Below are 26,859 nucleotides of genomic sequence, written 5' to 3' on the forward strand. Positions count from 1 at the left end.
TTATGACAAAAATTGAGGACTTAAAGTTTGACGCCAACGGTCTAATCCCCGCTGTTGTACAGGATTATTACACCAAAGCGGTATTAACCGTTGCTTATATGAACCAGGAAAGTTTAAAAATCAGCATGGAAGAAGGCAAAACCTGCTTTTGGAGCAGAAGCCGCCAAGAGTTATGGCGGAAAGGGGAAACCTCCGGAAACTACCAGCATATTGTCACCATCAAGTCCGACTGTGACAATGATGCTTTGGTCGTGGAAGTAGTAAAGGACGGTCCTGCCTGCCATTTAGGGACGGATTCCTGTTTCGAAAATTATCTGTATATCAGCCCGGAAATTAAAGAATTCTCCCTGGACTCCCTCTATGAATTGATTAAGGGAAGAAAAACAGATAAAAAAGAAGGCTCTTATACCACCTATCTGTTTGAAAAGGGAATTGACAAAATCCTGAAGAAAGTCGGGGAAGAATGCACCGAAGTAGTCATTGCTGGAAAAGGTGCGGACAAAAAGGAAACCATTTTTGAGATTGCTGACTTAACCTACCACGTAATGGTATTAATGGTGGAAATGGGAATTTCCCTAAGCGAAATCAAGGATGAACTGGCAAAACGTCATGTGATTGACCATAAGGTAAAACAAGAAAGGATGCAATAATGAAATTTTGCTCCAATGCTCACACCCACACCAATTTTTGTGATGGCAAAAACACAGCGGAAGAAATGGTTCTGGGTGCGATTCAAAAAGGGTTTACCTCATTAGGCTTTTCCGGCCATTCCTACCTGTCATTTGACAGCGGCTGGACCATGAGTGAGGAAGGTACCCAGGCATACTGCCAGGAGATCAACCGGTTAAAGCAAGCTTATCAATCCCAAATTTCCATCTCTTTGGGATTAGAATGGGATGCTTATTCAGATACGGTGGACCGCTCCCAGTTTGACTATATCATTGGTTCTATGCACTATTTGCGTAGCCCTGAAACTGGGATTCCATATACCTTCGAGGATACTCATGAAATGATGGAAGCCTGTCTCAATCAGGGATTCCATGGAGATGTAAAGGCAATGCTCCGTTCCTTTTATGAGCAAATGGGGGAACTCCCCCACTGGATGGATCCGGATATCATTGGGCATTTTGATATTATTACCAAGTTAAACAGAGGGAACCGTTATTTTGATGAGGATTCTCCCGAATATCAAAACATCGCTTTGCAGGGACTAGACAGGGCAATCGAAGCAGGCTGCCTGTTTGAAGTAAATACTGGGGGGATGTACCGGGGATATTGCGATAAACCCTACCCCGCCCCTTTTTTGCTAAAACGTTTGGCGGAAAAAAACGCAAAAGTCATCATCACCAGCGATGCCCACAACCCGGATTCTTTGGATTTTATGTTTCCAGAAATGGCAGAACTTTTAAAATCCTCTGGATTTTCTACCATTTATCAATTAGTTCAAGGAAAATGGACACCAACAAACATAGAATAGAACCGCTCTTTTTTGAGCGGTTTTTATTTTTACCCTGTTCCGTAAAATAAAATTTTTGCTCTACTAAGGAGGGCAAAGTTTTCATTGTAAATATTGAGCAATATAAAATAAGTAAATGATGTATTTGTATGTTTTAATTGGTATAATAATACTTATTTATAGATGGTGGGCTATATGAATAAATGAAATTTCAGTATACCTTGGATTTTTTGCTGAAATAAGCTCTTTTGAAAAAGGAAGATCTGTATGCTAAAAAACAGAAAAAGATTTATCTTCAACAAAAATATAGATATTTTATGAATTTATGAATTTTTATAAATATATTTGTAAACCTTGCTATAAGCATCTCTAAAATAATGACTATTATTTGTAGAACTATTGAATCAATCTCAAAAAAGTGTTAAAATAAAACCCGCTAAGAAGGAGATGATACTGGTGCAATTCCAAAAAGAGATTCAGGAAGCAATGAAACTATTGCCCGACGATCAGTACTCAGCAATTGCCCAACAGGAACTGGAAAAACAGTTACAACAAGCCCATGATATGTGCCAGCAGGAAGGCATGGAAGAAAAGGAAATTTATCAGGAATTGTTTGTCATGTTTGGGCTATACTCCTGTTTAAAACGGGAAGCACAGCATCAAAAAGAGCTGGAGCAATACCAACAGTTCCAAAAAAAATATCCCCGCAGGGTAAAAGGTGGATTTCTCGCAATTATTTTAATCCCTCTAGTATTCTTTATTTTAATGTTTACGGTAGAGGCAAAGTTAATTTCCCTCTGTTTATGGATCCTTTCTATTATTGGCATCGCATGTTACTTAATTGTCCTTGAATATATGGATTACCGTTACCGTAAACGTTTACATCTGCCAAAGAAAGAAGGAGATTCGATATGAAAACAATTCTACATATTTTTCTACGGGATTTAAAACGCCTGCGCCATAACGTAATCGCATTGATTGTAGTAGTCGGCGTCTGTGTAATTCCTGCTTTATACGCCTGGTTTAATATTGCCGCCAACTGGGACCCATATGGCAGCACCAACGGTATTTCGGTTGCGGTGGCAAGTGAGGACACAGGCAGTACAGTAGAAACGATCTCGGTCAACCTTGGCTCCCAAATCATTGAACAATTAAAATCCAACGATGATATCGGTTGGAAATTCGTAGATTCTGAACAAGCGATTGAAGGGGTTAAAAAGGGGGATTATTATGCTGCTATTGTTATCCCCTCTCACTTTAGTGAGGATATGGTAAGCTTTTTAACTACCGATATCACCACTCCAAAACTGGAATATTATATTAATGAAAAGAAAAACGCCATTGCCCCTAAAATTACAAACGCCGGAGCCAGTACGGTTCAGCAGCAAATCAACCAGACATTTATTCAAACAGCTGCCGAAGTAATCGGAAATGTATTAAATACTACCTCTGCTGTAATTGATGAGGATGGCCAAACTGTTATGGACCATTTCTTAACAATCCTCCAAACAGTGGACAATGATTTAACCTTGTATAACAACACAGTTACTGCCTTGTCCGATACTACTACTGCTGTACAAGGCATTGTGGATTCTGCAAAACTGACCTTGCCAGATGTTTCCTCTATGGCATCCGATGGTCAGGCTGCAACTAACGATATCCAATCCTTAATTTCAGCGGCACAACAAAATTCCCAGGGGACCAGTGAGACCATTGGCAATATTTTTACAGCTGTAAACCAAATGCTGGATTCTGTGGATCAAAGTATTGATAGCCTGCCAAACCTGGACACAACCCAGGCAAAAGCGGAGTTAGAACATATTCAAAAACAGGCTAGTTCTATTATGGAGATCAATTCAAAAGTACTCAGTGTACTCACTCAAATTCAGCAAAAGTTGCCAATCCTTTCAGATGCAATTCAACCACTAGTAAATAAAATAAATAGCACAAACCAGTCCTTACAATCGATTGTGGATAACATCAATACGATTATTACCAGTGGGGAAGACCTTCAAACCGCCTTGGCAAACGCGCAAACCAATTTAAAACAATGGATTGCTTCTGGTAAATCAGATTTACAATCCGTACAAAATGAATACACTACTACTGTACGTCCAACCCTAGATTCTACTATGAGTTCTACCTATAGTGCATTACAAAGCCTTTCTTCTCTATTAGGTACAGCAGGTTCCAGCATACAAAATATAGATGGTATACTGGACGGAGTAAACCAGGCAATTACATCCGGAAATAGCGCATTGCAAAACACTTCTGCTATTATTAAAACAACCCAAGAAAAAATCCATAACTTACGTACTACTTTAGAAAACACATCCGATAACGAACAAATTGAAAAATTGTTAGAATTATTACAACAGGACCCTTCTATGTTAGGCGGATTTATGGCCTCTCCTGTACAGTTGGAAACCAACCAGTTGTATCCTATCGAAAATTATGGTTCCGCTATGGCTCCATTCTATTCTACATTGGCTATCTGGGTAGGTGGAATTGTCCTAGTAGCGATAATGAAAGTAACGGTGGATGAAGATAAACGGTTGGGGAATATCAAACCATATCAAGCCTATATAGGACGTTATCTTTTATTTATGCTATTAGGCTTAGTGCAGGCAACCATTATTTGTTTAGGGGATTTATACTTCTTAAAAATCCAATGCTTGCATCCAATGCTGTTTATGATTTCCGGTTGGATTTCCAGCCTAGTATTTACCAATATTATCTATACCTTGACCGTTTCGTTTGGGGATATCGGAAAAGCACTCAGTGTCATCATCCTGGTCATTCAAATTGCTGGCTCCAGTGGTACCTTCCCAATCGAAGTAACACCAAAATTTTTCCAAAACGTCTATCCATTCCTGCCATTTACCTATGCAATCAATGCTATGCGGGAAACCATTGCGGGATTTTATGGCAATCAATACCTGATTTATCTTTTACAGGTTCTCGCATTCCTACCATTTGCCCTACTGCTGGGATTAGTCCTGCGAAGACCATTGATTAAGTTTAACCGGTTCTTTGACGAGCGGCTAGAGGACACCCATTTAATGTAACAAAAAACTAGTCCTATGGTTTAAATCAGGTTTCCCGATGTTTCCAGTTATAGTTTCATTATATTTCTTTCAAATAGATTCATAAAACTTTAACCATCATAAAAATAATTAAAGCTGGTAGACACTTCCTCTTTGAGTGTCTACTAGCTTGTTTTTTTAAGATATAATGAAAGACTACTAGAATAGTAAGTATTTTATTTCAATTTGCCTTTGAGTATACTGTATTTCTTTTCATTATACGTTTATCAACGCCCAAAACAAATATTATCTTTGCCAGTTAAAAAATGGACTTTTTTCGCTCCAAACTAAATTGCAGAGATTAAATTGTTTGAACTTTAACTGGCAAAAACTACTATCTGCACTTTGTTTGTCACAACTCATTCTGGGGTTCTCTCAAAAGTTCCAAAATTTCTCGTTGGAATCATGGCAATTCTTGTTCCTTATTGGATATTATCAATATTTTTAGGTTTTTTCAGCTACAACTACTGATTAAGCCGGTGTTATAAGTTGTCCCTATAAGGCAACATCGCAAGATGCACCAAATTTATTTTACTTATATTGCTTGTCCCACAGCCTGTAAACGGTCAAATCATCCTTCTAACAATCTGTATCTCATCGGAAAATTATTACTGTTAGCGGCTCATTTCACTCAGTACTTGAAGCTAAAATTTTTTACAGGATATAACCACTGGTAGAGCCGATGGTTTCCGTAACCAACAAAAATCCCCTGTGTCATATTTACACAGGGGATTTTTGTTCTCTTCTCTCTTTGATTACTCTGGCTGGATAACACCTTTTTGTAAAGACATACAAGCATACAATGCTTTTTCGCTGGTAGCAACAATGGCATAAGCTTGTTCTGATTTTTGATAAAAGTCAAACCGTTCCATTGTACCTACAGCGGATGCGCCACGCTCGTCATATTTCCCAATAATTTCATAAAATGTATCCCAAATAGGGGTTTCTACTTCGAAACCTGGATCTACTTGGATTAATTTTACTGGTTTTTCTACATAAGTATCCAACGGAAACACCTGTAAAATCGCATCCAGCAATTCGGGTACACCATGTCCGTCACAACGGATTACCTTCGCATTTTTGCCTTTTGACTCAGCCGGAAAATTTCCATCTGCCAAAATAATAGTATCACTGTGGCCCATTTCAGCTAAAACCTTTAATAATTCAGGAGATAAAATGTTTGGGATTCCTTTTAACACTGCAATTCCTCCACTCCATCAAACAACAAAACCGTTTTCATTATATCTCTTTTTTGCGGTATTTTCAAGGTATATTTTACACAAAAATATGCTATAAAATTTGTTCATCACTATAATTTTCGAATGGAGTTACGGATTACCAGTTTTCCGGGAATATAATAATGTTTTTGCCGCAAATTGTGCTCCATATATCGTTTTAATGTTGCATAGCATTTTCTTCCAAACACCTCATAATCCTGTCGGATCGTAGTTAAGGAAGGCCTGCAATACCGTGCCAACGCAATATCATCAATGCCAATGACTCCAACATCTTCTGGAACATGGTACCCATTTTCCTGTAGGGCGTCCATAATGCCAATGGCAATCATATCACTGGAGGCAATTATAATCTCCGGCATGTCATATCCCTCTAGTTTTTGAATCAGCTCCTGCATCACAACTTTTCCACTATCCATTTTTTCTAACTGTAGCCAGCGGTCTGTAATAATCCAGTCTGGATTGATCCTGACATGGTACTTTTTCATCGCCTGGATAAACCCATCGTATCGTTCCTGTAAATTGACCATATCCAATGATTCACTAATATACCCTATTTTTCGAAATCTTTTTTCATGAAGGTAACAGATAGTTTGATCCATATATTCTTGATATTGAAATTCCACAGAAGGATAATCTTCATAATGCCGATCTGCCAAAAGCACTTTAACCCCTGTTTCTGCAGCATGGTTGAGAATATGTTCATCGTTCCCTCCGCCCAATACAATTAAACCATCTATCCGTTGTTCAATTAGGGTATCCACATTTTTTTGCATCCGTTTTAAACTATATCCTGTATCCACCATAACAGTAGTATATCCATCATTGCTAAAATGGCGAATAATCGTAGAAGCCGTTTTGGAATAAAATTCGTTAGAAATATCCGGTACAATAATCCCAATCATATGGGTTCTATCCTGCCGCAAACGACGTGCCAGCGCATTTGGAATATAATGCAATTCCTGGATGGATTGATTTACCCTCCGCTTTACTTCCTCTGTAATTGGCGCAGTTCCATTGATCACATGGGATACTGTGGACAGCGCAACCCCAGATCGGTTTGCCACGTCTTTCATGGTTGGTTTTTTCTTATTATTTTTTCCCCCTATTTGCTGATTCAAATTTTCCCTACTCCTTTCCATTGAAAAAATACAAAAAGAACCCCAGTAGTAGCCAGGGTCCTGTTCAAATTTATTTTTGTCAAAAGGATTCTTCCTGTTCGATTAGAGCAGTATACTTCTGATAAAAATACTGCATATCAGAAACGTAGGAGCCCTCTTTACTATTGTGGATTTTTTGAATATATTCATGTCGATTGATTTCGCTTTTCCCTAAATGGGCCCCAATCGTATACACCGCAATATTGGAACAGTGGTCAGAGATACGTTCTAAATTAGTCAATAAATCCAAATAGATAACACCAGTATCCACCGTACATAATCCTGTTTTTAAGCGTTCGATATGCCTGCTCTTCAATATTTCTTGAATACTATCAATGGTTTCTTCCAAGGGTTCCACACGAACTGCTGCAACCAAATCCATTTGTTCATAAGTCTGTAAGGATAAGGTAATAATTTCCTCTACTGCGCTAGCCAACACTTTTAGTTCCGTTTGCGCGTTTTCAGAAAATTTAATCTTTTTATCATTTAATATTGTTGCCTGTTCAACCAGGTTGATTGAATAATCCCCAATCCGCTCAAATTCAGAAATAATATGCAGTAAATAAGTCAATTGTTTATTGTCGTCGTCGGACAACTCACAATCTGCTAATTTTACCATATAATTTCCAAGGGAATCCTCCATCATATCAATGGTATTTTCCCGTTCCTGAATCCGTTCTATTTTTTTCGGGTCATATTCACGGATTTGTTTGATAGAAGCATGGAAATTTTTTAACGACTTTTTCCCCATATTCCCTACAATAGTAGAACAATGGTTCAGTGCCAAAGTTGGAGATACGAGAAAACGGTCGTCCAATCCTTCCAAACCAGTTGCTACCTCATCTTCATCTTCTTCAGATGGCTTGTCTTTAATGGTAACCACTGCCAGCTTTTCTAAAGCGCTAGCAAATGGCAGCAATAGTAAAGTTGTTACGATATTAAAAACAGTATGGAAATTTGCAATATCCCCGCTAGACATTGCCTGATTCCAAATTCCATCAAATACGCCCAACATATGTAAGATTGTCATGGCAACCAGGAAAATAAGAGTTCCAATTACGTTAAAATAAATATGGACAGCAGCAGTACGTTTCGCATTTTTATTCGCACCGATGCTGGAAATCAAAGATGTCACACAGGTACCAATATTTTGCCCCAAAATAATAGGGTAAGTGGAGCCAAATGTCAATGCTCCAGTTGAGCTAAGAGCCTGCAACATACCAACCGAAGCGGAAGAACTTTGAATAATTGCGGTAATCACAATACCAGCTAATAGCCCTAAAATAGGAAAAGCAGAAAACTTCTCCAAGATACCCAAAAATACCGGGTTATCTTTTAATGGCTCTACAGATGCCGACATATTTAACAAACCGGTAAACAGGACGCCAAATCCCATTGCAATCTGTCCAATGATCTTTTGATTCTTGCCTTTGCAGAACATAATCAAAATAATACCAATTACAGCAACCAAAGGGGCTAAGGTAGAGGGTTTAAAAAACTCCAAAATTGGGTTGCCAGTAGCATCCAAATCGAGTAGACGGGTAATCTGTCCAGTAACCGTAGTACCAATATTAGCACCCATCAAAATCCCTACAGCTTGTTTTAATTTAATAATACCTGCGTTTACAAGGCCTACAATCAATACAGTAGTTGCAGAAGAACTTTGTATCAACGCTGTTACTACTAAACCAAATAAAACTCCCTTAAAAATATTGCTGGTAAATTTTTGTAAGGTGCGTTCCAATGCACCCCCCGAAAATTTTTCTAGTCCAGCACTCATTTCGTGCATACCATACAGGAAAAGTGCCAAACCACCAAAAAGGGATACAACAGTAAAAAAGTTCATGGTTGTCCTCCGGTAAAATAAAAGTATTGTTGATGCCGTTAAAATCCATGTACTTTTTTATTATACCATTTTCCGAAATCAGTTGTACAGAGTTTTTTTAAAATTTAGTCCTGTCATTTATGCCAAGGTTTCCTCTTGTTTTTACTTATTTTTTACCTAGATATAACATATATTTTACTTTATTCGCTTTTATCATTTTTATTTTTTCAAAAACTGTCTCAAATAGTACACTTTAAGTGATAATTTTTAAAACTATTTTTTCTCTTTCTTTTGGTAACGGTTCTATGATTTATTGAAATACATTAATTGTAATTTTTTACATACCAATTAGTGAACTTTTTACAAAATACCTAATTTTGCACAAAAATAACCCATTGAATCGTTATTAATTGATTTTTATACTAAATTTCGACAAATATTGATATTTTTATTTACTTTTCTTATAATTACGGTACAATATAAGTAGATAGTAATCTATGTGAAATCAATTTATTTTAAGCCAAGCGTCAAAACAAAAAGAGGTGAATTGACATGTTAAAAAAAGCAATTAGCATCTTATTGGTAGCTGGTTTATTTATCCTATGTTGTAGTGGGTACTCTGGTTGTTCCAAAAAAGAGGATGGATCAGATTCATCAATTTTAGAAAACGGCGCAAATAACAGCCCATATGCTTCCCAATCTGTAGATAATGAAAATATCGGAAACGGGGAAGAAAAGAATACAGAAACGGATTCCACAACAAAAAATACAATTAGACAAAATCCAGGCAGTTTAAAGGATATCATAGGGGTTACAGATTTATCCAACCTTCCAGATTATCTAGAAGGTTCCTTAGAAAAATATATCACCATACAAGCAGATATTGAGGTATATCCAGAACAAAACTATTCCCTTTATAAAGCGTTCCTGTTAGAACCAAAGGATATTTGCCAACAATGGATTTCTGCCTTTATTCCTGGTAAAGAACTGGCTACACAAAATCTATCTGAACCTCAAAACGGAGATTACAACTACCAATATAATTACCAAACAATAGACAACGAGTACTTGATTCTAGATACCCACAAACAGCAATACCGAGACCTCTCCAGTAAGGTAACATCCATTTACGATGATAATAGTCAGCCTTATCATTATATTGCTTTTGCGGATGATATGGGAGAATTAACTTTAAGGAAACGTTTTCCTAAACAAGAACTAGAAAACTTTCCTAAAGAATCCGCTATCCAACAGGTAAATGAAAAAATCCAAGCATTGGGGATATCCAACCTATCACAACCCCGTGTATACGCAATGGATGTGGATTCTGTAAATAACTGGGTGAATTCTATTAAAAATGACCCTGTTTTGAGTCAAACCGGTGTTCCAGCTAGCTGGGATCGTTCCCAAGAATGTTATTATATTGTATACGACTGCTGTGTAGATGGTGTAAAAATAACCCATAACCAGATACAACCACCGATAGTCACCAATTCGTATGGTACAAAGCTTGCAGTCTTTATCAATCAAAATGGAATTATTTCTTTTGAAGCAACCGATGTTTACCAGGCAAATGCAACTCAACAAAATATTTCTATTATCAGCTTAGAAAATGCTTTGAAGCAATTTTTAGAAAATTATAAAAACACTTTTGCTGAAGAATCCAAAACAGTTACCTATATTAGTCTACAATACGTCCCTAAAGAAACCACACTATCCAAAAATGAGTTTGAGCTACATCCTACCTGGATTATTGCTTGGCATAATACTTCAGATATGGATACGTCAAATGATATTGAACAATATGAATATGTTGATGCCATCACAGGAAAATTAATGACCTTCCATTAAAATATAAAAACTTTTAAAAAATTAGAAAGCTTTTTTGTAAAAGAACAGCACCTGTTTTTCTTTTATAATTTTTCACATACCAATTAGTGAATTTTTTTACAAAAATAACCTATTGAATCATTATCAATTGATTTTTATACTAAATTTCGATAAATATTGATATTTTATCTGCTTTTCTTATAGTTACGGTACGATATAAGTAGATAGCAAGTTCATTTTGCTTGATTAAGTTGTAACAAAAAGTAGAAAGATTGATGGAGGTGGATTTGTATGTTAAAAAAAATAATCAGTATCCTACTAGCCGTTGGGCTGTTTTTGCTCTGTTGTAGCGGATGCTCTGGATGCTCGAACAAAGGGGAAGAAACAAACTCAGCTGCTTTAAACAGTGGCTCCAGTAATAGCCCATCTGCTTCCCAATCAGACGATGGCAGCCATACCACAGAGGGAGATAACAATGCAGATGCCACAACGCCAAACGCAAGCAGACAACGCCCAGGTAGCCTAAAAGACATTAAAGGGGTAACCGACCTTTCAAAACTTCCGGATTATTTAGAAGGGTCATTGGAACAATACCTTACCATAGAAGCTGATATTGAAGTATATCCAGAAGGTACTTATAACCTATATCAGGCTACCCTACAAGATACTGAAAAAGTATATCAAAAATGGGTAGATACATTCATTCCTGGAAAGCAGTTTGCCTCGCAAAACCATATGCAGGATATGATGCTGAACGATGACACAATTCCAAACTACAATTATCAAGATCAAACAATAGACGGAGAAAGTTTATGGATTAGCAATAATTTCCATATGTTCACAGATAATTCGAGTAAAATAACTTCAATTTATGATGACCTAAGTAATCCAGCCAAAATCCCCATCCTTAGTGTAGGGCAATCCGAATCAAAGGACATCGTATTGAGAAACCGCTTTCCAAAAGAGAAATTAGCTGGATTTAATAAAGATTCTGCCCTTGCAATGGTGGAAGAAAAAATAAATGCCCTGGGGATCCAAAATTTAGGAGCCCCCAATGTGTATGCCTTGGATATAGAATCTGTAAATAAATGGATTCAAAATGAAGTAAAACCGAATGCGGATAGCATCCAATATGCCGCTGGTGTCCCAACAGAATGGACCAATCAAAATCAAGAGTGCTATTATATTACTTACAACATGATGTTAGGCGGTGTCAAATTTACAGACAGCAGCACCCCTAATCTGGCTGGCAAAGTATACAATGACCCTGTCATGACAACCGGAAGCGTTCTACAGGCATTTGTCAACCAAAATGGTGTTTTCTATTTTTATTTTGGAGATATCTATAATGTAAAAACAACACAAAAAAACCTGTCTTGCATCAGCATGGAACAGGCAATCTCGGTATACGCCGAAAAATACAAAAACGCATTTGAAGAAGAAGCGCGAAAAGTGTTTAAAATCCAATTGTTATATGTTCCAAAATATGAAAAAGATTTTAACTTTGAATTACGCCCTGCCTGGGTAATATCCTCACAAACAAAAGTGAATCCAGAATTGCCGGAAGAAGAACAAAACTATGTTACTAAGGATTATGTAGATGCGATTACTGGAAAAATGATGAACTACCGATAATCCAAAATCATCTATCAATAAAATAATATACCTTATTGTATTGATAGAAACCTAACCATAAATCACCATTAGGTAAAAGAAAACTTCTATAGTATATTTCTAATATCAGGTAAATCCAAATTCTATTACAACTTTCTTTGCTTGAATTTCATATATGAGAAAAAAGTAGCCTCTAAAATTAGAGGCTACTTTTTTGAATATTCTATTTTTCTGGTTCAACCAGTTCAAAATCAATATTTCCCGCATTCACATCCGCAGCAACACATTGCACCATAACATGCTGCCCTACTTGATAGGATTTTCCTGTCACAGAATTATTCAAACGGATGAACCCATCATATTCATAAGGGCCATCCAAACTTTCTATTTTGATATATCCCTCCACTGTATTAGGAAGTTCTACATAGAATCCCCTCCCCAATACCGAAATAATAATCCCTTCAAATATTTCACCAATATGGTGGGTCATATATTCCGCTTTATAACAATCCTCACAATCACGTTCAATCTGCATAGCAAGCATTTCAGTTTCACTGGAATGACGAGCAGCTTGTACCACAAATTTCTGGTAACGTTTTTGAATGGCATCCATACTATCATGATAACACAGCAGGTCACTTAAAATGCGATGGATCGTTAAATCAGGATAACGGCGAATTGGAGAAGTAAAATGAGAATAATTTTCCAATGCCAAACCATAATGTCCAATGGGGAATTCGCTGTATTTTGCTTTGGACATGGTGCGCAAAACCTGTGTATTTACAATGGGGAACAATTCTGTATCTCTGGATTTTTCCAATATCTTGGATATCACCCCGGGCTTCATTTTAGGTTCTACCTTGTTGGATGGTAACCCTAACCGGTCTAAAATCTGTTTCAAGCTGGAAACCTTTTCAGGGGATGGTCGTTCATGAACACGGTAAACAAATGGAATATCCTGTTTTCTGGCAAAAGTAGCGGCTGCCTCATTTGCCAATAACATAAATTCTTCAATAATCCCTTCTGATATTCCCTGCGTCCTTGGCTGGATATCTACAATCTGTTCCCGATCATCAATTAAAATCTTACTTTCGGTTGTTTCAATTTGTGGGGCACCTCGTTTGATCTTATTTTTCAACAGGATTTGGTATAGTTCATACATCAATTGGATTTCTGGCTTTACAATCTCATATTTTTGCTTGATTTCTTCTGTAGCAGTATCATCCAAAATGCTGTTAATTTCTTTATAAATTCCTTTGATTCGGGAACGGATAATCGTCTTTTTAAAGGTAAAATTGGTTAATTTCCCATCAAAACCAACATTTAATAATGCGGAAAATGCCAAACGTTCCTCATCTGGATTTAAAGAGCAAATTCCATTGGAAAGTTCCTTTGGTAACATAGGAACTACTTTGTTGGCGTAATAGATACTAGTGCCCCGTTCAAATGCTTCCAAGTCCAATGGTGAACGGTATTTTACATAGTGGGAGACATCTGCAATATGCACCCCAACATAATAACAATGTTCCCCTTTTTCAATCGAGATGGCATCATCTAAATCTTTGGATTCCGCACTATCAATTGTAAAAATGGGCAAGTCCGTCAAATCCAAGCGGTGGCGACGTTCCACATCAGAAATCCCTTTCTGTGCAATTCTGGCCGCATTATCTTGTACTTCAGAAGGAAATTCTGTACTAATTCCGTTTGCTTCTAAAATAGCTGCCGCACATGCCGCGGCAGTTTCAGCGCTTCCATGGCTGCTTACCAGTTCGCACCTGTGTTCACTGTGGCGGTTTCCACGGGAAATTGCCTTAGCTATCACTTTATCCCCTATAGCAGCTTCCATCTCTTCCGGTATTATAACAGGGATCAGGTCTTTGGAAAGGGAATCCGGCAGAACAAAATAACGCTTTCCTTGTTTTTGTAAGATACCAGTAAAGGTAGATGGACCATATTGGGTAATCGAAACCACAACACCTTCCTCACTCTCACCAAGCTGTTTTTGTGGCTTTACCAGAACAAAGTCATCCTGCATTGCCCCTTGGCTATGTTTGCCAGGAATAAAAATCTGGGCATCATCCGATAAACGCTGTGCAAAACAAAATGTCCGATTGTTCCGCACAATTTTTGCAGGATAAATCCCCAATGCCTTTGGTGTATAATACCGGTTTTTCAAATATACGGTTTTTCCGTTGGCACAAAGGCGCTGAATCGAATTCCGCACCATATCCAGCGTAATATTTTTTCCCCTTGCCACTTTCTTTAATTCCCCAAATAAGAGCCCTTTTTTGCCTGATCTTACAATTGCCGCCAATAATTTATCATCAATATTTTTTTTCATGAGTCTCTCCTTGTAACTAGTAAAATGCCCTGCGCAGAAAACGCAGGGCATTTATGAGTTTCATGTGCTCTTATTTTACAAAAACCGCAACAACGTTGATAGCAATGCATAATACAAAAAATGCGATTGCAACGAATTTTGTAAATCTAGAAAGCTGTGCATCTCTTGTTCTGTTACCATTGGTATCTAAATAAGATTCTGTACTGCCACCTGTCAGACCAGACAAACCTCTGTCTTTGCTTTCTTGCAGCATAACCAAAACGATAATTATAATACTAGCCAGTAACAGCAGAGCCCCGCCGACAATTTGTAATACGCTCATGAATGTAACCTCCATCATAATCTAAAAAAATTATGTGCATTTCATATGATAACATACAAACCATAAAAATGCAAGTATTTTGTTTACACAATGGAACAATTTTCTAAGAATATATTAAAATTTTTTGTTGATACTAAAAGTACATCACAACAAAAAAGAAATCAGCATGTTAGAAAGTAATTTTATTTTATAATAAAATTTGTTTTTTAATCTGCTAAAAATTGCGTTTGCTTTTCTAAATTGTGATGTTACCGCCAGAAAACTGGCGGTATTTTTATGTGAAGCAAAAAACTAACTGAAGTGAATCAACTACAGATCCAGGGCACAGATCAAATCAGATGTTAAAAATTGATATTTTCCCACACAATTATTTTGTTATGAGTAAAAGAAAAAATTTTACATAGGCACACCATGAGTATATCTTGTAAAAATGTTTACTATTAGTATGCCACAAAATTGTAGGATAAGAGTAACCCCAGTTTGAAAAAATTTTTAATTTTTACATTGTGGTTAGGAAAGTTTTAACTGTTCCCCTTTATCTTCTTCCCGCAAAACAGCCCCTCTGGCGGGTACCGATTTGGTACGGAAACGATGGGCATTTTCCAGCATATCCTCCTGATAAGGCTTTACCTGCTCCAGCAAGCAGTTCTTATTTAAGGTCATCACCGCAACCCCTTGATTGTCACGGGTCGTTTTGGATTGAATCATACCAGAATGGAACAATAAATACCGCTGGTTATTGGAAACCATCAAATATTCTTGATCTTCCTGCTGGCAGAAACAAGTCACCAAAGGAGCCTTCGTTCCGTAAGCTTTTGCTAATTTTTTACGGTTGGTTTTGGTTGCGTAGGAACTTAATGGTACCTTTGAGACCTTGCCATTATCAAAGAAAAATAACATGGTTTCAGAATAATCTTTGGTATACGCCATCCCCACAATTCTTTCTTCCTCATCAAAGTTTAATTTTGCAGGTACATAATCCCCCATTACGCTGGCTTTGGTATCCGCAAACTGGCTTAAATTGGTTTTGTACACCTGTGCTTGATTGGTAAAAAACAATAAATCGGTATTATTGGTTGTTTCAATGTGGGTGATGATTTGGTCATCTTCTTTTAGTTTATGTTCCCCACTCATGCGCAAAGATTGGGGAGTGATTTTTTTCAAATATCCCTCCGCTGTCAGGAACAAGTTTACTGGATAATCTGGAACTGTTTCTTCCTCCAGATCTTCCAAGTCTTCCTCTGGATAAATAAAGAGCGTCTTTCTTGGTTGGGAATATTTTTTGATAACATCCTTCAGTTCTTTGATAATAATCTGTTTGATTTTGCGTTTTTCTGCCAGGATCTCTTCCATCTCCTGGATATCCTGTTTTAATTGTTCGATTTCCTGGGTGCGCTTTAACAAGTATTCCTTATTTAGGTTACGCAGCTTGATTTCTGCAATAAATTCCGCCTGGATTTCATCAATCCCAAAACCGATCATTAAGTTTGCCACAACTTCGCTGTCTTCTTCGGTTTCCCGGATAATCCGGATGGCTTTATCAATATCCAGAATAATTTTCTGCAAACCAGTCAACAGATGGAGCTTGTCCTTTTTCTTATTCAGCTCAAAACATACTCGGCGGCGGATACATTCCATACGGAACGCAGACCATTCTTCCAGAATGCCCCGGACACCTAATACCTGTGGCGTCCCCCCAACCAGTACATTGAAGTTACAAGAATAAGAATCCTCCAACGGCGTCATTTTAAACAAACGGCGCATCAATTTGTCCGGATCTGTCCCACGCTTTAAGTCCAATGTCAGTTTTAAGCCGGAAAGGTCGGTTTCATCCCTTAAATCGGAAATCTCACGGATTTTATTGGATTTAATCAAATCAATAATTTTATCCATAATCGCTTCTACGGTAGTGGTTGGCGGAATTTCCGTAATATCAATGCAATTCTGGGATTTATCATAAGCATACCGGCAACGGACTTTAGCGGAACCTCTACCCGTCCGGTAAATTTTTTCCAGTTCTTCCTGGTTTTGCACCAAAAAGCCGCCGCCTGGGAAATCAGGCCCTTTTAAAGTTTCGGAAATCTCACAATCCGGATTTTTTAAATAGGCAATGGCGGTTTCGCACACTTCCTGCAAATTAAATGGACAAATCGAGCTTGCCATGGATACCGCAATCCCCACGTTGGCATTGACCAAAATCGAAGGGAAGGTAGTAGGCAACAACAATGGTTCTGTTGTGGTATTATCGTAGTTTGGAACAAAATCCACAGTATCCTTGTCAATATCTCGGAAAAGCTCCCCACAAATTGGGTCAAGCTTTACCTCAGTGTAACGGGAAGCAGCATATGCCATATCCCTGGAATAGGAACGGCCAAAGTTCCCCTTACTGTCTACATAAGGGTGCAATAACGCCTGATAGCCACGGGAGAGCCTCACCATGGTTTCATAAATCGTGGCGTCCCCGTGGGGATTCAGTTTCATCGTTTGTCCCACCACGTTAGCGGATTTGGTTTTTTGCCCTGTTAGCAGCCCCATTTTATACATTGTGTATAATAATTTCCGGTGGGATGGTTTAAACCCATCAATTTCCGGCAAAGCACGGGAAAGGATAACACTCATGGCATAGGGCATGTAGTTTTTCTCCAAGGTTTCGGTAATCGCTTGTTCTTCTACAATCCCTGCCCCTTCAATATAAGCTTCATGGTTTACCTTTTTTGGTGTTGTGTCAGATTTTTTTCGAGCCATTTGGTCCTCCTTCCTTAAGAAACATCTGCTTGGTCGATATAATCGGCGCCAAATTCAGCAATATAATCTTTTCTTCCCTGTAAGTTGTCCCCCAACATCAGGTCAAACATTTCAGAGGTTGCCTGGGCATCGGTTGGAGTTACTTTAATCAACCGCCTAGTATCCGGGCACATGGTGGTGAGCCACATCATATCTGGCTCGTTTTCCCCCAGCCCTTTGGAACGCTGTAAAGTGAATTTCTGCCCTTTCAGCTCCGAAAGGATTTTAGTCTTTTCGGATTCACTATAGGCAAAATAGGTTTTCTGTTTGGTATTGATCTCAAATAAAGGGGACTGCGCGATATACACATAGCCTTCCTCAATTAAAGTAGGCATCAAACGGTAAATCATAGTTAAAATCAAAGTACGGATTTGGAATCCATCCACATCCGCATCGGTACAGATAACCACCTTGTTCCAACGCAAGCCATTCAAATCAAACATGGATAAATCCTTGTTCGCCTTGCTTTTGACCTCTACGCCACAGCCCAACACTTTGACAATATCACTGATGATATCATTTTTAAAGATTTTATCATAATCTGCTTTTAAACAGTTGAGGATTTTCCCCCGCACTGGAATAATCGCCTGGAAATTGGCGTCACGCCCCAATTTGCAAGCCCCCAAAGCGGAATCCCCTTCCACAATGTACAGTTCCCGGATGGAGATATCCTTGCTGCGGCAATCCACAAATTTCTGTACACGGTTGGCAATATCCATATTTCCGGATAAGGTCTTTTTCAAGTTCAACCTTGTCTTTTCTGCCTTTTCGCGGCTGCGTTTGTTGATTAATACCTGTTCCGCGATTTTTCCCGCTTCCATTGGGTTTTCAATAAAGTAGATTTCCAATTGATGTTTCAGGAAATCCGTCATTGCCTCGTAAATAAATTTATTGGTAATCGACTTTTTGGTCTGGTTTTCGTAGGAAGTCTGGGTGGAAAAAGAAGAGGAAATCAAAACCAAGCAGTCTTCTACATCAGAAAACGAAATCTTGCTTTCATTCTTTAAATATTTTCCGTTCTGTTTCAAATAAGCATCAATCTGGGAAACAGTTGCTTGTTTTGCCGCCCGTTCTGGAGAACCCCCATGTTCCAGCCAGCTGGAGTTATGGTAATATTCTGTGCATTTTACCCGGTTGGAAAAAGTCAACGCCACGGATAATTTTACCTTATATTCCGGCTTATCCGGTCTATCCCGTCCTACCCGCTCAGTGGACCAGTACTGTACTGAGGTCAGCGCCGTATCCCCAGCAATCTCTTTCACATAATCCTCAATTCCATTTTCATAGAGGAATTCTTCGGTTTCAAATCCCTTATCCGTCTGGTTGCGAAACACAAAAAGCAGCCCATTATTGACAATCGCCTGCCGTTTTAAAATATCCCGGTAATAATCAGCTGGAATATCAATATCAGTAAACACCTGAATATCCGGTTTCCAACGGATACGGGTCCCACTCTGTTTGCGGGAACTCTCAGATTTTTTCAATCCTCCTACATTTTCGCCATGCTCAAATTCCAGCTCATAGCATAATCCGTCACGGTGGATTTCCACCTGCATATATTCTGAAGAATATTGGGTAGCGCACAGACCAAGCCCATTCAGCCCTAAAGAGAACTCATAACTCTCCGCTGAATTGGTATTGTACTTACCACCAGCGTATAATTCACAGAATACCAGCTCCCAGTTATATCGTTGCTCATTGTTATTGTAGTCCACTGGGATACCCCGTCCAAAGTCCTCTACTTCTACCGAATGGTCTTGATACCGGGTAATCACGATCTTATGCCCAAACCCTTCCCGGGCTTCGTCAATTGAGTTGGATAAAATTTCAAATACAGAATGTTCACAGCCTTCCAGGCCATCGGAACCAAAAATAACCCCTGGGCGCTTCCGGACCCTGTCCGCACCCTTTAAGGAGGAAATACTATCATTATCGTATGTGTTTTTTGATTTTTTTACCATTTGCACTCTCCTGCTTTTCCTTGTCCATACAAATGCTTGTTCTATTCTTTCATCCTAAAAATTAAGCTCTAAATTCTTATTTTAACTGGAAAAATCCCGAAAGTCAACTTTTAACCTGTCGAATCCCCTGCATTTCGTTGCTTGTATCGTAGTTTATATGATATACTAAAATAAAAAAACCGTATTGGTTTTTAATTGTATTCCAAAATATAAGCTATAAAAGTGTACCATAAACGGAGGCTATCTGATCTGATTTGATTTAGAATATCAACTTTGTATCCGATTGATATACACCGATGGTGCAATGAAAAATTCTCGAGCAATTGAGGGATTCATATGACATTTGAACAACAATATCAGCAGCTCAACCAACAGCAAAAACGGGTTGTGGATGGGCTGGACCAAAATATTCTATTGTTGGCGGCCGCAGGAACGGGAAAAACCAATACATTGGCACTGCGGATTGCCAATATTCTGCGGCAAGGGCTAGCGGAAGGAAATCAGATTTTATGCCTTACCTTTACCAACCGCGCCTGTAAAGAGATGAAAGAGCGGATTTCTTCTATGGAATCCGCAAAGGATATTACGGTACGCACTTTCCACAGCTTTTGTTTTGAACTTGTGCGTGGTTATGCCAAACAAAGCAATATTTCAACTGATTTGATGATTAGCGATGAGGATGATTGCCTTGACCTGCTCAAAGAGCTGGATTTATCTGCCATGGGCTGCGATAATTTACAGCCAGTACAGCAGTTTATCAACCACATCAAAGAACAAAAAATGATTTTTCCCACCCTAAATTTTCAACAGATTATTCAATACTGTTACCAACATGACAGGATGAAGTTGGAACAGGTATGCAGTATCCGTGGAAATTTAAACCAAGTACAATATCGGTTTCTCTTAAAATACGGCGCTGGATTGGTCAAACGGTATAATCGGTTGTTGGAAGAACGGCATAGTGTAGATTTTAACGATATTTTAGCAAAAGGGATGGACGCGTTAAGTGATGAAACCTATTGCGACAGGATAAAACAGCAATACCATTTTATCCACATTGACGAAGTACAGGATACCAGCCTAATTGAATACCAAATTGTAGAAAAAATATTTGGCAACGCAAAGATAATGCTCTGCGGCGATTATTTTCAAACCATCTACCAATGGAGGGGGTCCAAACCAAGGGATATCTTCGGCAGGTTTACCAAGGAATATCACCCTACCCGCATTGTATTCGACCAAAACTACCGTTCTACCCAACTGTTGTTAAACGCCTCCTATGACTTTTTAAAAACATCCTTTCCCCAACAAGTACAGGATATTTATGGGGAACAGATGCAGGCAAAAGCCACTGACCCCGGAAATCCAATTTTACTCCATTGCGCTGACCATCCTGCGGATGAAGCTGCATGGATCCATCAACAAATCCAACAGTTAGGAGATGTGGACCTATCCCGGGTTGCGGTACTATGCCGGAATAACATCCATGCCTATCGCTTGAGTGAAGAGCTATTAAAAATCAATTTGGAAGGTGAAAAATGGATTGATTTCCTGTTGGCGGACCAATATAAGTTTTTCCGGACAAAGGAAATCAAAGATATTCTGGCTTTCTTGCGCCTCGCTGTTAATCGGTACGATGATACCAGTTTAGCCAGAATCATGTTGGGATATGTACGTGGGGTGGGGATAAAAACCCTCCAAAAGCTGGAAAGCAAAGATTATCGTACTCTTGGAATCCGCCTAAACGACTGGCTCCGCCCTGGTATCCAGACTGGAAACCCGTATGATCCACTGCAAAAAGCACTGTTAAACGAAAATGTAGTTGTTTTTGATGTAGAAAGCACCGGGACAGACACCTCCAGCGATGAAATTATTCAAATTGCCGCTGTCAGGATTGATGCGGAAGGTAGAGTATTGGAACAATTTGAGCAGCTTTTAATTCCCTCCAAACCTGTGGGTAGCTCTGAAGCAGTCCATCATTTCAGTGATTCCTATTTACAAAAACATGGAAGAGATGCCAAACAGGTTTTACAGGAATTCAACCAGTTTTTATATGGGCGTGTTGTGGTTGGCCACAACGTAAGCTATGATTTAACAATACTCTCCAGCCAGTTGGCACGCCTCGGCTTGCCACAGGCCGGTTACATCGATGATTTTGACACGTTGGATTTGGCACGGCGTTTTTATCCAGAACTTCCAAACCATAAGTTGGAAACACTAAGCCAATTGTTAGATACCCAGGTAAAATCCAGCCATGACGCAATGGATGATATTCTGGCAACCAAGGATGTCCTGATCCATTTGGTGACAAAAAAATTGCCAGAATTTGCCTTGCAGCGTCAACCAATTTATCTGGCATACCAGCCAAAATTCGCTAAATTGGCACAGATGTTACAGCAATTACAAAAAGATGCCAAAACAACCCCGCTACAGGAATTAGTAGAACAGGTGATACAATCCGCTCATATTGAACAGCTTAACAATACACAGCAGCAACAAAATCATATCCAGGAAATCCGTTACCTGGTACGGGAATTATCCCAACCCGAAAAAAGTTGTTGGGACAATATCCACGCCCTGTTGGAGATTTCCAGCTTATCCGCTACTAGCCTGGACCGTATGCTGGCACTAAAGCCAAGGGTTCCGATTATCACCGTACATCAGGCAAAAGGAGCGGAGTTTGACTACGTATTTCTCGCTGGATTGCAGGATGATATGTTTCCTTCCTATTTTTCTCAAAAAGAGGGCAATTTGGCAGAAGAAAGACGAACTTTTTATGTGGCAATGACCCGGGCAAAAAAGCAGCTCTATTTTAGCTGTTCCCTCTCTATTGACGGAAGGACGAAGAAAATCAGCCGGTTTATTGGGGAGATTCCAAAAAAATATCTTCATGTAATTTAAACTTTCCACTTTTCCACATTTGTTTGTTAAAATAAGATGGATAATATTCAATCCAGTATTCAGCAACCCGTTAAACACATATTAAACGGAAAAATTGAAGAGGATAAATTCATTTTGAAAAAAGTTTTCTCCATCGCAAATTGTTGCGATACAGCGGAAAACGATATATTATATGAAATAATGTAAAAGCCAGTATTAGCAAACGAAAACATACTCCAGAGCGAAATAAATGCAGTAAACATACCAGTAGAATGGATAAACGAATCACAATAGTGGGAAGAGAGAATAAAACTCCTATCACAAACAACGCTACTTCGATAGGACTAAAAAGCCACCATTATCAAAATCAATTGTTGCAAAGATCGGGAATTTTGTGCTATTGCGAGGATAGCAATAACAGAGTAATCACTTTGGTTTTCCGTAAAAAATAATTTCTTCTCTTTTTCCTTTCATTTTTTATAAAATAATAAGCAACTTTTTTTCAAAAACCTATTGACAAATCTCAAACTATCATGTAGAATAATATAGGTTAATTCATTAGCCGCTGTGGCGGAATAGGCAGACGCAAGGGACTTAAAATCCCTCGGTAGATAATACCGTACCGGTTCAAGTCCGGTCAGCGGCACCAAAAAAGTCTGAACGCAAATTGTGTTCAGACTCTTTTTTTGTCCAAAATTAGATACCTGCACTGAAAGCTAAGTATTTTTATAACACTAAAATTTTAAGATAGTGGGTTTTTATTAATTCCACTATCTTTTTTATTTTCATGGAATAATTCCGCCTTAAATGATAAAACTTTACCAGCTTTATACTATTTTTTCCAAAAATATCCTAAGCACTTTTTTCTTTGGGTTAATTTTGAACCGGAGTAATCTTAATTGTAAGCTCCGGAAATATTTTTCTTATCGTTTGATAAGCCCATTCTGCTTCTCTCATTGAAATATAAAAATCTTCCCAATCCTTCTCGTTTATCTCTTGTTTCAAATGAAAACGAATCACCACTGTATCTGCAGATTCATTTTCCTTGTGGGAAAACAAATTTCCTTCAAATTCGACAAAATTTAAATGAGCAAATTGAATAAAGCTACAGCCACCATATTCATCACAATAGACACAAAAAGGATCCCCAAATAATAATTTAGGTTTTAATAATTTATTTTTTCCACATTTTAATGGAATCACCTCAAAGGAACCAGATTGTAATTCATCTGAAAATAACTGCTGTTCAGATTCGGTCAAATTTTTTTCCACTTGTTGTATGTATCGTTGTTGAAATTTTTTTATTCCTTTCGTGCTGGCTGAACCAATAAAAACCACCACTGTCATACAAAGAGCAAGGATAATTCCAATTATTCCAAAAATGAAAAACACCCTTTGCGTGGGTCCCTTCCGTGCTAGCCCAAACAAAATTGGGATTAATATTCCCACAACGATACAAACTGGTATTACCTTTTTTCGCTGTTCCCTGCAATCTTTTTGGTGTGTCTGTACCACTTCTTCTACTTGCTGATTTACCCATTCTTGTAACTGAACTATCATATCCGCCCTTTTGCTCCTTGTATTCCTTTTTTATTGATGTCCTTGTTTGTGTTCTTCCTCTAAAAAACTTTCAACGATAAACCGAGGCCGCTCCTTGGTCTCCAAATAGATTTTCCCAATATATTCTCCTACTACACCAATGGATAACAGCAAAAGTCCTCCGATAGCCCATACCGAAACCGCTACGCTAGCCCATCCAACGACAGTGGCTCCCATAAAGAAACGAACTAAAATATAAATAAGCATGGCAATACTAACAAAAAACACCATAAACCCTAATCCTGTGATCAAACGGATTGGTTTAATACTCAATGAAGTAATACCCTCCAATGCCAATGCCAACATCTTTTTTAACGGATATTTGCTTTCTCCAGCAAACCGTTCTTTTCTCTCATAAGTGACAATATCAGAAGGATACCCTATCATAGGCACTATTCCCCTCAGGAATAGATTTACCTCTTTAAATTGAGCTAACCCTTCCAATGCCCGTTTACTCATTAGGCGATAATCAGCATGATTAAACACTGTATTTGCCCCTAAGTGGTTCATAATCCGATAAAAAGCTTCAGCAGTAAACCGTTTAAAAAAGCTGTCGGTTTTCCGCTTGCTTCTCACACCATATACAATATCACAGCCTGCTAAATATTTATCCACCATCTGATCTATTGCATTGATATCATCCTGTAAATCCGCATCCATGGAAATTACCATATCCGCATATTCCTTTACTGTCATTAATCCAGCTAGCAACGCATTTTGATGCCCACGATTTTTGCTTAGGTTAATCCCACTAAAAAGAGGGTTATCTTGATGCAATTTACAAATCATCTGCCATGTATTATCTTTGGAACCATCATTGATGAATACAACCCTGCTTAAATCAGAAATTTTTTTCTGGCGAATCAGTTGTTCCATTTTATCTTTCATCTGTTTTGCTGTTTCTGATAAAACTTCCTGCTCATTATAGCAGGGAATTACAACATACAATGTATTTTTCAAAGCTGGTTCTCCCCTTTCGTATTCGCTGTTATGTAATTGGTAAATTTGGCTCAGAATGTTTTTGAATAAATTGTTGGATCAATTCCATAGATTCTTTCACTTGCTGAAATTTTAGCGGCAATGAAATAAAACCATGTAGCGCATCTGAAATCCGGATAATCTCCACTTGGTTTCCTGCCTGCCACAGTTTCTCACCATAGGCTTCCCCTTCATCCCGTAGAGGATCATATTCTGCGGTAAGGATTAACGTATCTGGTTGACGGGAAAAATCCTTGGCCAACAATGGTGCAAAATAGGGGTTTTCCCAATCATTCTGGTTTCCCATATACAGTTCCATATAATCCTGCAACATCTTAGAAGTTAGTAGATAATCACTCCCGTTTTCCTGAATGGAAGCAAAAGGGGAAGTATCACCATGATCATTATACGTAGCCGGATAAATTAGCACCTGCCGTTTGGGCTCAAAATCCCCACGATCCCGAGCCATCAGGGAAACTGCTGCTGCCAAGTTTCCTCCAGCACTATCCCCGATTAAGGTGATATATTCCGGTTTAGAGTGGAGTAAATCTGTCTTTTGAAAAATTTCTTTCGCTACTGCATAACAATCTTCCAATCCTGCTGGAAAAGGGTGTTCCGGTGCCAAACGGTAATCCACTGAAACAACCAAATGTTTGGTTTTGGTAGCCAGGTTTAAACAAACCCGATTGTAGCTGTCAATATTTCCAGCAACCCATCCCCCACCATGGAAAAATAAAAGGATTGGGTATTCCTTGGTATTATTCCAATTGTGTTCATCCACAATCTCCTCAGATGGATTCTTGCCCAAAACGGGAGAAAAAATACGCACTGGTATTTTATGATCCTGATAAAAAACACTGTGGTCCCATACATTATAGCTGGGTTTAATTGGATGGTATCCTTTTACGTTCATAAAAGTACGTTCCAGCTTATAATTCTTCTTTAGGTTGATATCCGGATAAGAAAGCGCTTTTAATGCGGCTTTCATCAATTTATTAATTGCCATAAAAGCTCCTGTTCTGGAATTTTCAATTTACATGTTTTCCAATCGTATGGTAGTAACATGTTTATATTGTGAATTTACGTTTTATTATACATGTTTTTGGATGAGTTGACAAGAAAAACAAAAAAGAGAAAAGCCTACTTTTGGGCATAAAGTAGGCTTTTCTCTTTCACGTTTTAAATTTGGAGAGGAAAAAATCGAAATCTGCAGTGAAACTATAAGGATTAAAAGGGGAACCTACCACGTACGTAGGCGGAGCGATGTGGGCGCATGCTCCAAAAATCCATTTTCCTGCGATTTCTGAGAAGAAGAAAAAGTGTTGAAATCAACTAAAATCGCAACATAAAGTGTAACGTTAAACTATTTTTCTCCTGTTTTTGGGGTACTTGGCAGTTGGGCTGCTGCCTTAGTAATATTATTTGATATATTTTAAAATCAAAATCGAGAAAAATATCTTGTTACCAACCATTCTGCGTTTCCACCAAGGAGGATGTGGAATAAAACCGATACGGTGCAGACTGTTTTTTCAATTTAATTTATTTTATACATATCAGGTACTGTATAAATCAAATAATCAAATTGAAAAGAACTTTATGTTGATTCAGATCTTGATTGATTACAACTTTAGTATACTCATATAATCGACAAATGTCAACGGTATTTTAGTAAAATCAGCATTTGGCACAACAATACATATATTAACGCACTATTTTGGTTAATATGCTGCGTAATTCGACGTTTAGTTAAAAATACAACCTTAAAACTTGGCGAATTTTACGAAAATT

Annotated in this window: 17 protein-coding genes and 1 tRNA gene; 8 read left to right on the forward strand and 10 right to left on the reverse strand. The window is 38.3% G+C overall.

All coding sequences use genetic code 11. From position 1 onward, the window contains the following. Positions 1 to 2: 2 nt before the first annotated feature. The 4 genes from hisIE to H8Z77_RS08535 all read left to right on the forward strand — a co-directional run bounded on the left by hisIE (position 3) and on the right by H8Z77_RS08535 (position 4,524). Positions 3 to 650, forward strand: coding sequence for a bifunctional phosphoribosyl-AMP cyclohydrolase/phosphoribosyl-ATP diphosphatase HisIE (gene hisIE, locus H8Z77_RS08520; RefSeq protein WP_186996743.1), 648 nt, complete (start codon positions 3 to 5; stop codon positions 648 to 650). After that, positions 650 to 1,477 carry a histidinol-phosphatase gene (locus H8Z77_RS08525; protein WP_186996744.1) on the forward strand — a complete coding sequence of 276 codons (828 nt, stop codon included), beginning with the start codon at positions 650 to 652 and terminating at the stop codon, positions 1,475 to 1,477. The genes hisIE and H8Z77_RS08525 overlap by 1 nt, the downstream gene beginning before the upstream one ends. Before the next feature lie 435 nt (positions 1,478 to 1,912). Then, positions 1,913 to 2,371, forward strand: coding sequence for a hypothetical protein (locus H8Z77_RS08530; RefSeq protein WP_069987510.1), 459 nt, complete (start codon positions 1,913 to 1,915; stop codon positions 2,369 to 2,371). After that, a complete protein-coding gene (locus tag H8Z77_RS08535) occupies positions 2,368 to 4,524 on the forward strand; it encodes a YhgE/Pip domain-containing protein (protein ID WP_186996745.1) in 2,157 nt (718 codons plus the stop codon). The genes H8Z77_RS08530 and H8Z77_RS08535 overlap by 4 nt, the downstream gene beginning before the upstream one ends. Before the next feature lie 773 nt (positions 4,525 to 5,297). On the opposite strand, the gene H8Z77_RS08540 is transcribed toward H8Z77_RS08535, so the two are convergent. The 3 genes from H8Z77_RS08540 to H8Z77_RS08550 all read right to left on the reverse strand — a co-directional run bounded on the left by H8Z77_RS08540 (position 5,298) and on the right by H8Z77_RS08550 (position 8,783). Continuing rightward, positions 5,298 to 5,741: an RbsD/FucU family protein gene (locus H8Z77_RS08540; protein ID WP_186996746.1), complete on the reverse strand. Its 444-nt coding sequence runs from the start codon at positions 5,739 to 5,741 to the stop codon at positions 5,298 to 5,300. A gap of 110 nt (positions 5,742 to 5,851) precedes the next feature. Continuing rightward, on the reverse strand, positions 5,852 to 6,898 hold the full coding sequence (locus H8Z77_RS08545; protein WP_186996747.1) for a LacI family DNA-binding transcriptional regulator: 1,047 nt from the start codon (positions 6,896 to 6,898) through the stop codon (positions 5,852 to 5,854). A gap of 79 nt (positions 6,899 to 6,977) precedes the next feature. After that, positions 6,978 to 8,783, reverse strand: coding sequence for a Na/Pi cotransporter family protein (locus H8Z77_RS08550; protein ID WP_069987514.1), 1,806 nt, complete (start codon positions 8,781 to 8,783; stop codon positions 6,978 to 6,980). Between the two features lie 531 nt (positions 8,784 to 9,314). On the opposite strand from H8Z77_RS08550, the gene H8Z77_RS08555 reads away from it, so the two are divergent. Beyond that, positions 9,315 to 10,613 carry a two-component system regulatory protein YycI gene (locus tag H8Z77_RS08555; protein WP_186996748.1) on the forward strand — a complete coding sequence of 433 codons (1,299 nt, stop codon included), beginning with the start codon at positions 9,315 to 9,317 and terminating at the stop codon, positions 10,611 to 10,613. Positions 10,614 to 10,883: 270 nt separating this feature from the next. Next, positions 10,884 to 12,227 (forward strand): hypothetical protein, encoded by a 1,344-nt coding sequence (locus tag H8Z77_RS08560; protein WP_186996749.1) that lies wholly within the window; start codon positions 10,884 to 10,886, stop codon positions 12,225 to 12,227. A gap of 202 nt (positions 12,228 to 12,429) precedes the next feature. Here the strand turns inward: H8Z77_RS08560 and rnr are convergent, their stop codons facing one another. The 4 genes from rnr to H8Z77_RS08580 all read right to left on the reverse strand — a co-directional run bounded on the left by rnr (position 12,430) and on the right by H8Z77_RS08580 (position 19,614). Then, the gene (gene rnr, locus H8Z77_RS08565; protein ID WP_186996750.1) at positions 12,430 to 14,547 is read right to left on the reverse strand and encodes a ribonuclease R; all 2,118 of its coding nucleotides are present in this window, start codon (positions 14,545 to 14,547) and stop codon (positions 12,430 to 12,432) included. A gap of 70 nt (positions 14,548 to 14,617) precedes the next feature. Further along, a complete protein-coding gene (gene secG, locus H8Z77_RS08570) occupies positions 14,618 to 14,869 on the reverse strand; it encodes a preprotein translocase subunit SecG (RefSeq protein ID WP_069987518.1) in 252 nt (83 codons plus the stop codon). Between the two features lie 510 nt (positions 14,870 to 15,379). Continuing rightward, complete coding sequence (locus H8Z77_RS08575; protein ID WP_186996751.1) at positions 15,380 to 17,614, reverse strand: DNA gyrase subunit A; 2,235 nt, start codon at positions 17,612 to 17,614, stop codon at positions 15,380 to 15,382. Between the two features lie 14 nt (positions 17,615 to 17,628). Continuing rightward, on the reverse strand, positions 17,629 to 19,614 hold the full coding sequence (locus H8Z77_RS08580) for a DNA gyrase/topoisomerase IV subunit B (RefSeq protein WP_186996752.1): 1,986 nt from the start codon (positions 19,612 to 19,614) through the stop codon (positions 17,629 to 17,631). 336 nt (positions 19,615 to 19,950) lie between these two features. On the opposite strand from H8Z77_RS08580, the gene H8Z77_RS08585 reads away from it, so the two are divergent. Both H8Z77_RS08585 and H8Z77_RS08590 read left to right on the forward strand, forming a co-directional pair. Next, positions 19,951 to 22,515: a 3'-5' exonuclease gene (locus H8Z77_RS08585; protein WP_186996753.1), complete on the forward strand. Its 2,565-nt coding sequence runs from the start codon at positions 19,951 to 19,953 to the stop codon at positions 22,513 to 22,515. Positions 22,516 to 23,055: 540 nt separating this feature from the next. Further along, a tRNA-Leu gene (locus tag H8Z77_RS08590) sits at positions 23,056 to 23,143 on the forward strand. 224 nt (positions 23,144 to 23,367) lie between these two features. Here the strand turns inward: H8Z77_RS08590 and H8Z77_RS08595 are convergent. The 3 genes from H8Z77_RS08595 to H8Z77_RS08605 are packed head-to-tail and all read right to left on the reverse strand — an operon-like array spanning position 23,368 to position 26,077. Continuing rightward, entirely contained in the window at positions 23,368 to 24,054 is a 687-nt protein-coding gene (locus H8Z77_RS08595; protein WP_186996754.1) for a hypothetical protein, read from the reverse strand. Positions 24,055 to 24,084: 30 nt separating this feature from the next. After that, positions 24,085 to 25,053 (reverse strand): glycosyltransferase family 2 protein, encoded by a 969-nt coding sequence (locus H8Z77_RS08600; RefSeq protein ID WP_186996755.1) that lies wholly within the window; start codon positions 25,051 to 25,053, stop codon positions 24,085 to 24,087. 28 nt (positions 25,054 to 25,081) lie between these two features. Beyond that, complete coding sequence (locus H8Z77_RS08605; RefSeq protein ID WP_186996756.1) at positions 25,082 to 26,077, reverse strand: alpha/beta hydrolase; 996 nt, start codon at positions 26,075 to 26,077, stop codon at positions 25,082 to 25,084. Between the last annotated feature and the right edge of the window lie 782 nt (positions 26,078 to 26,859).

This window comes from Clostridium facile, assembly GCF_014297275.1.
GTDB lineage: Bacteria > Bacillota > Clostridia > Oscillospirales > Ruminococcaceae > Massilioclostridium > Massilioclostridium facile.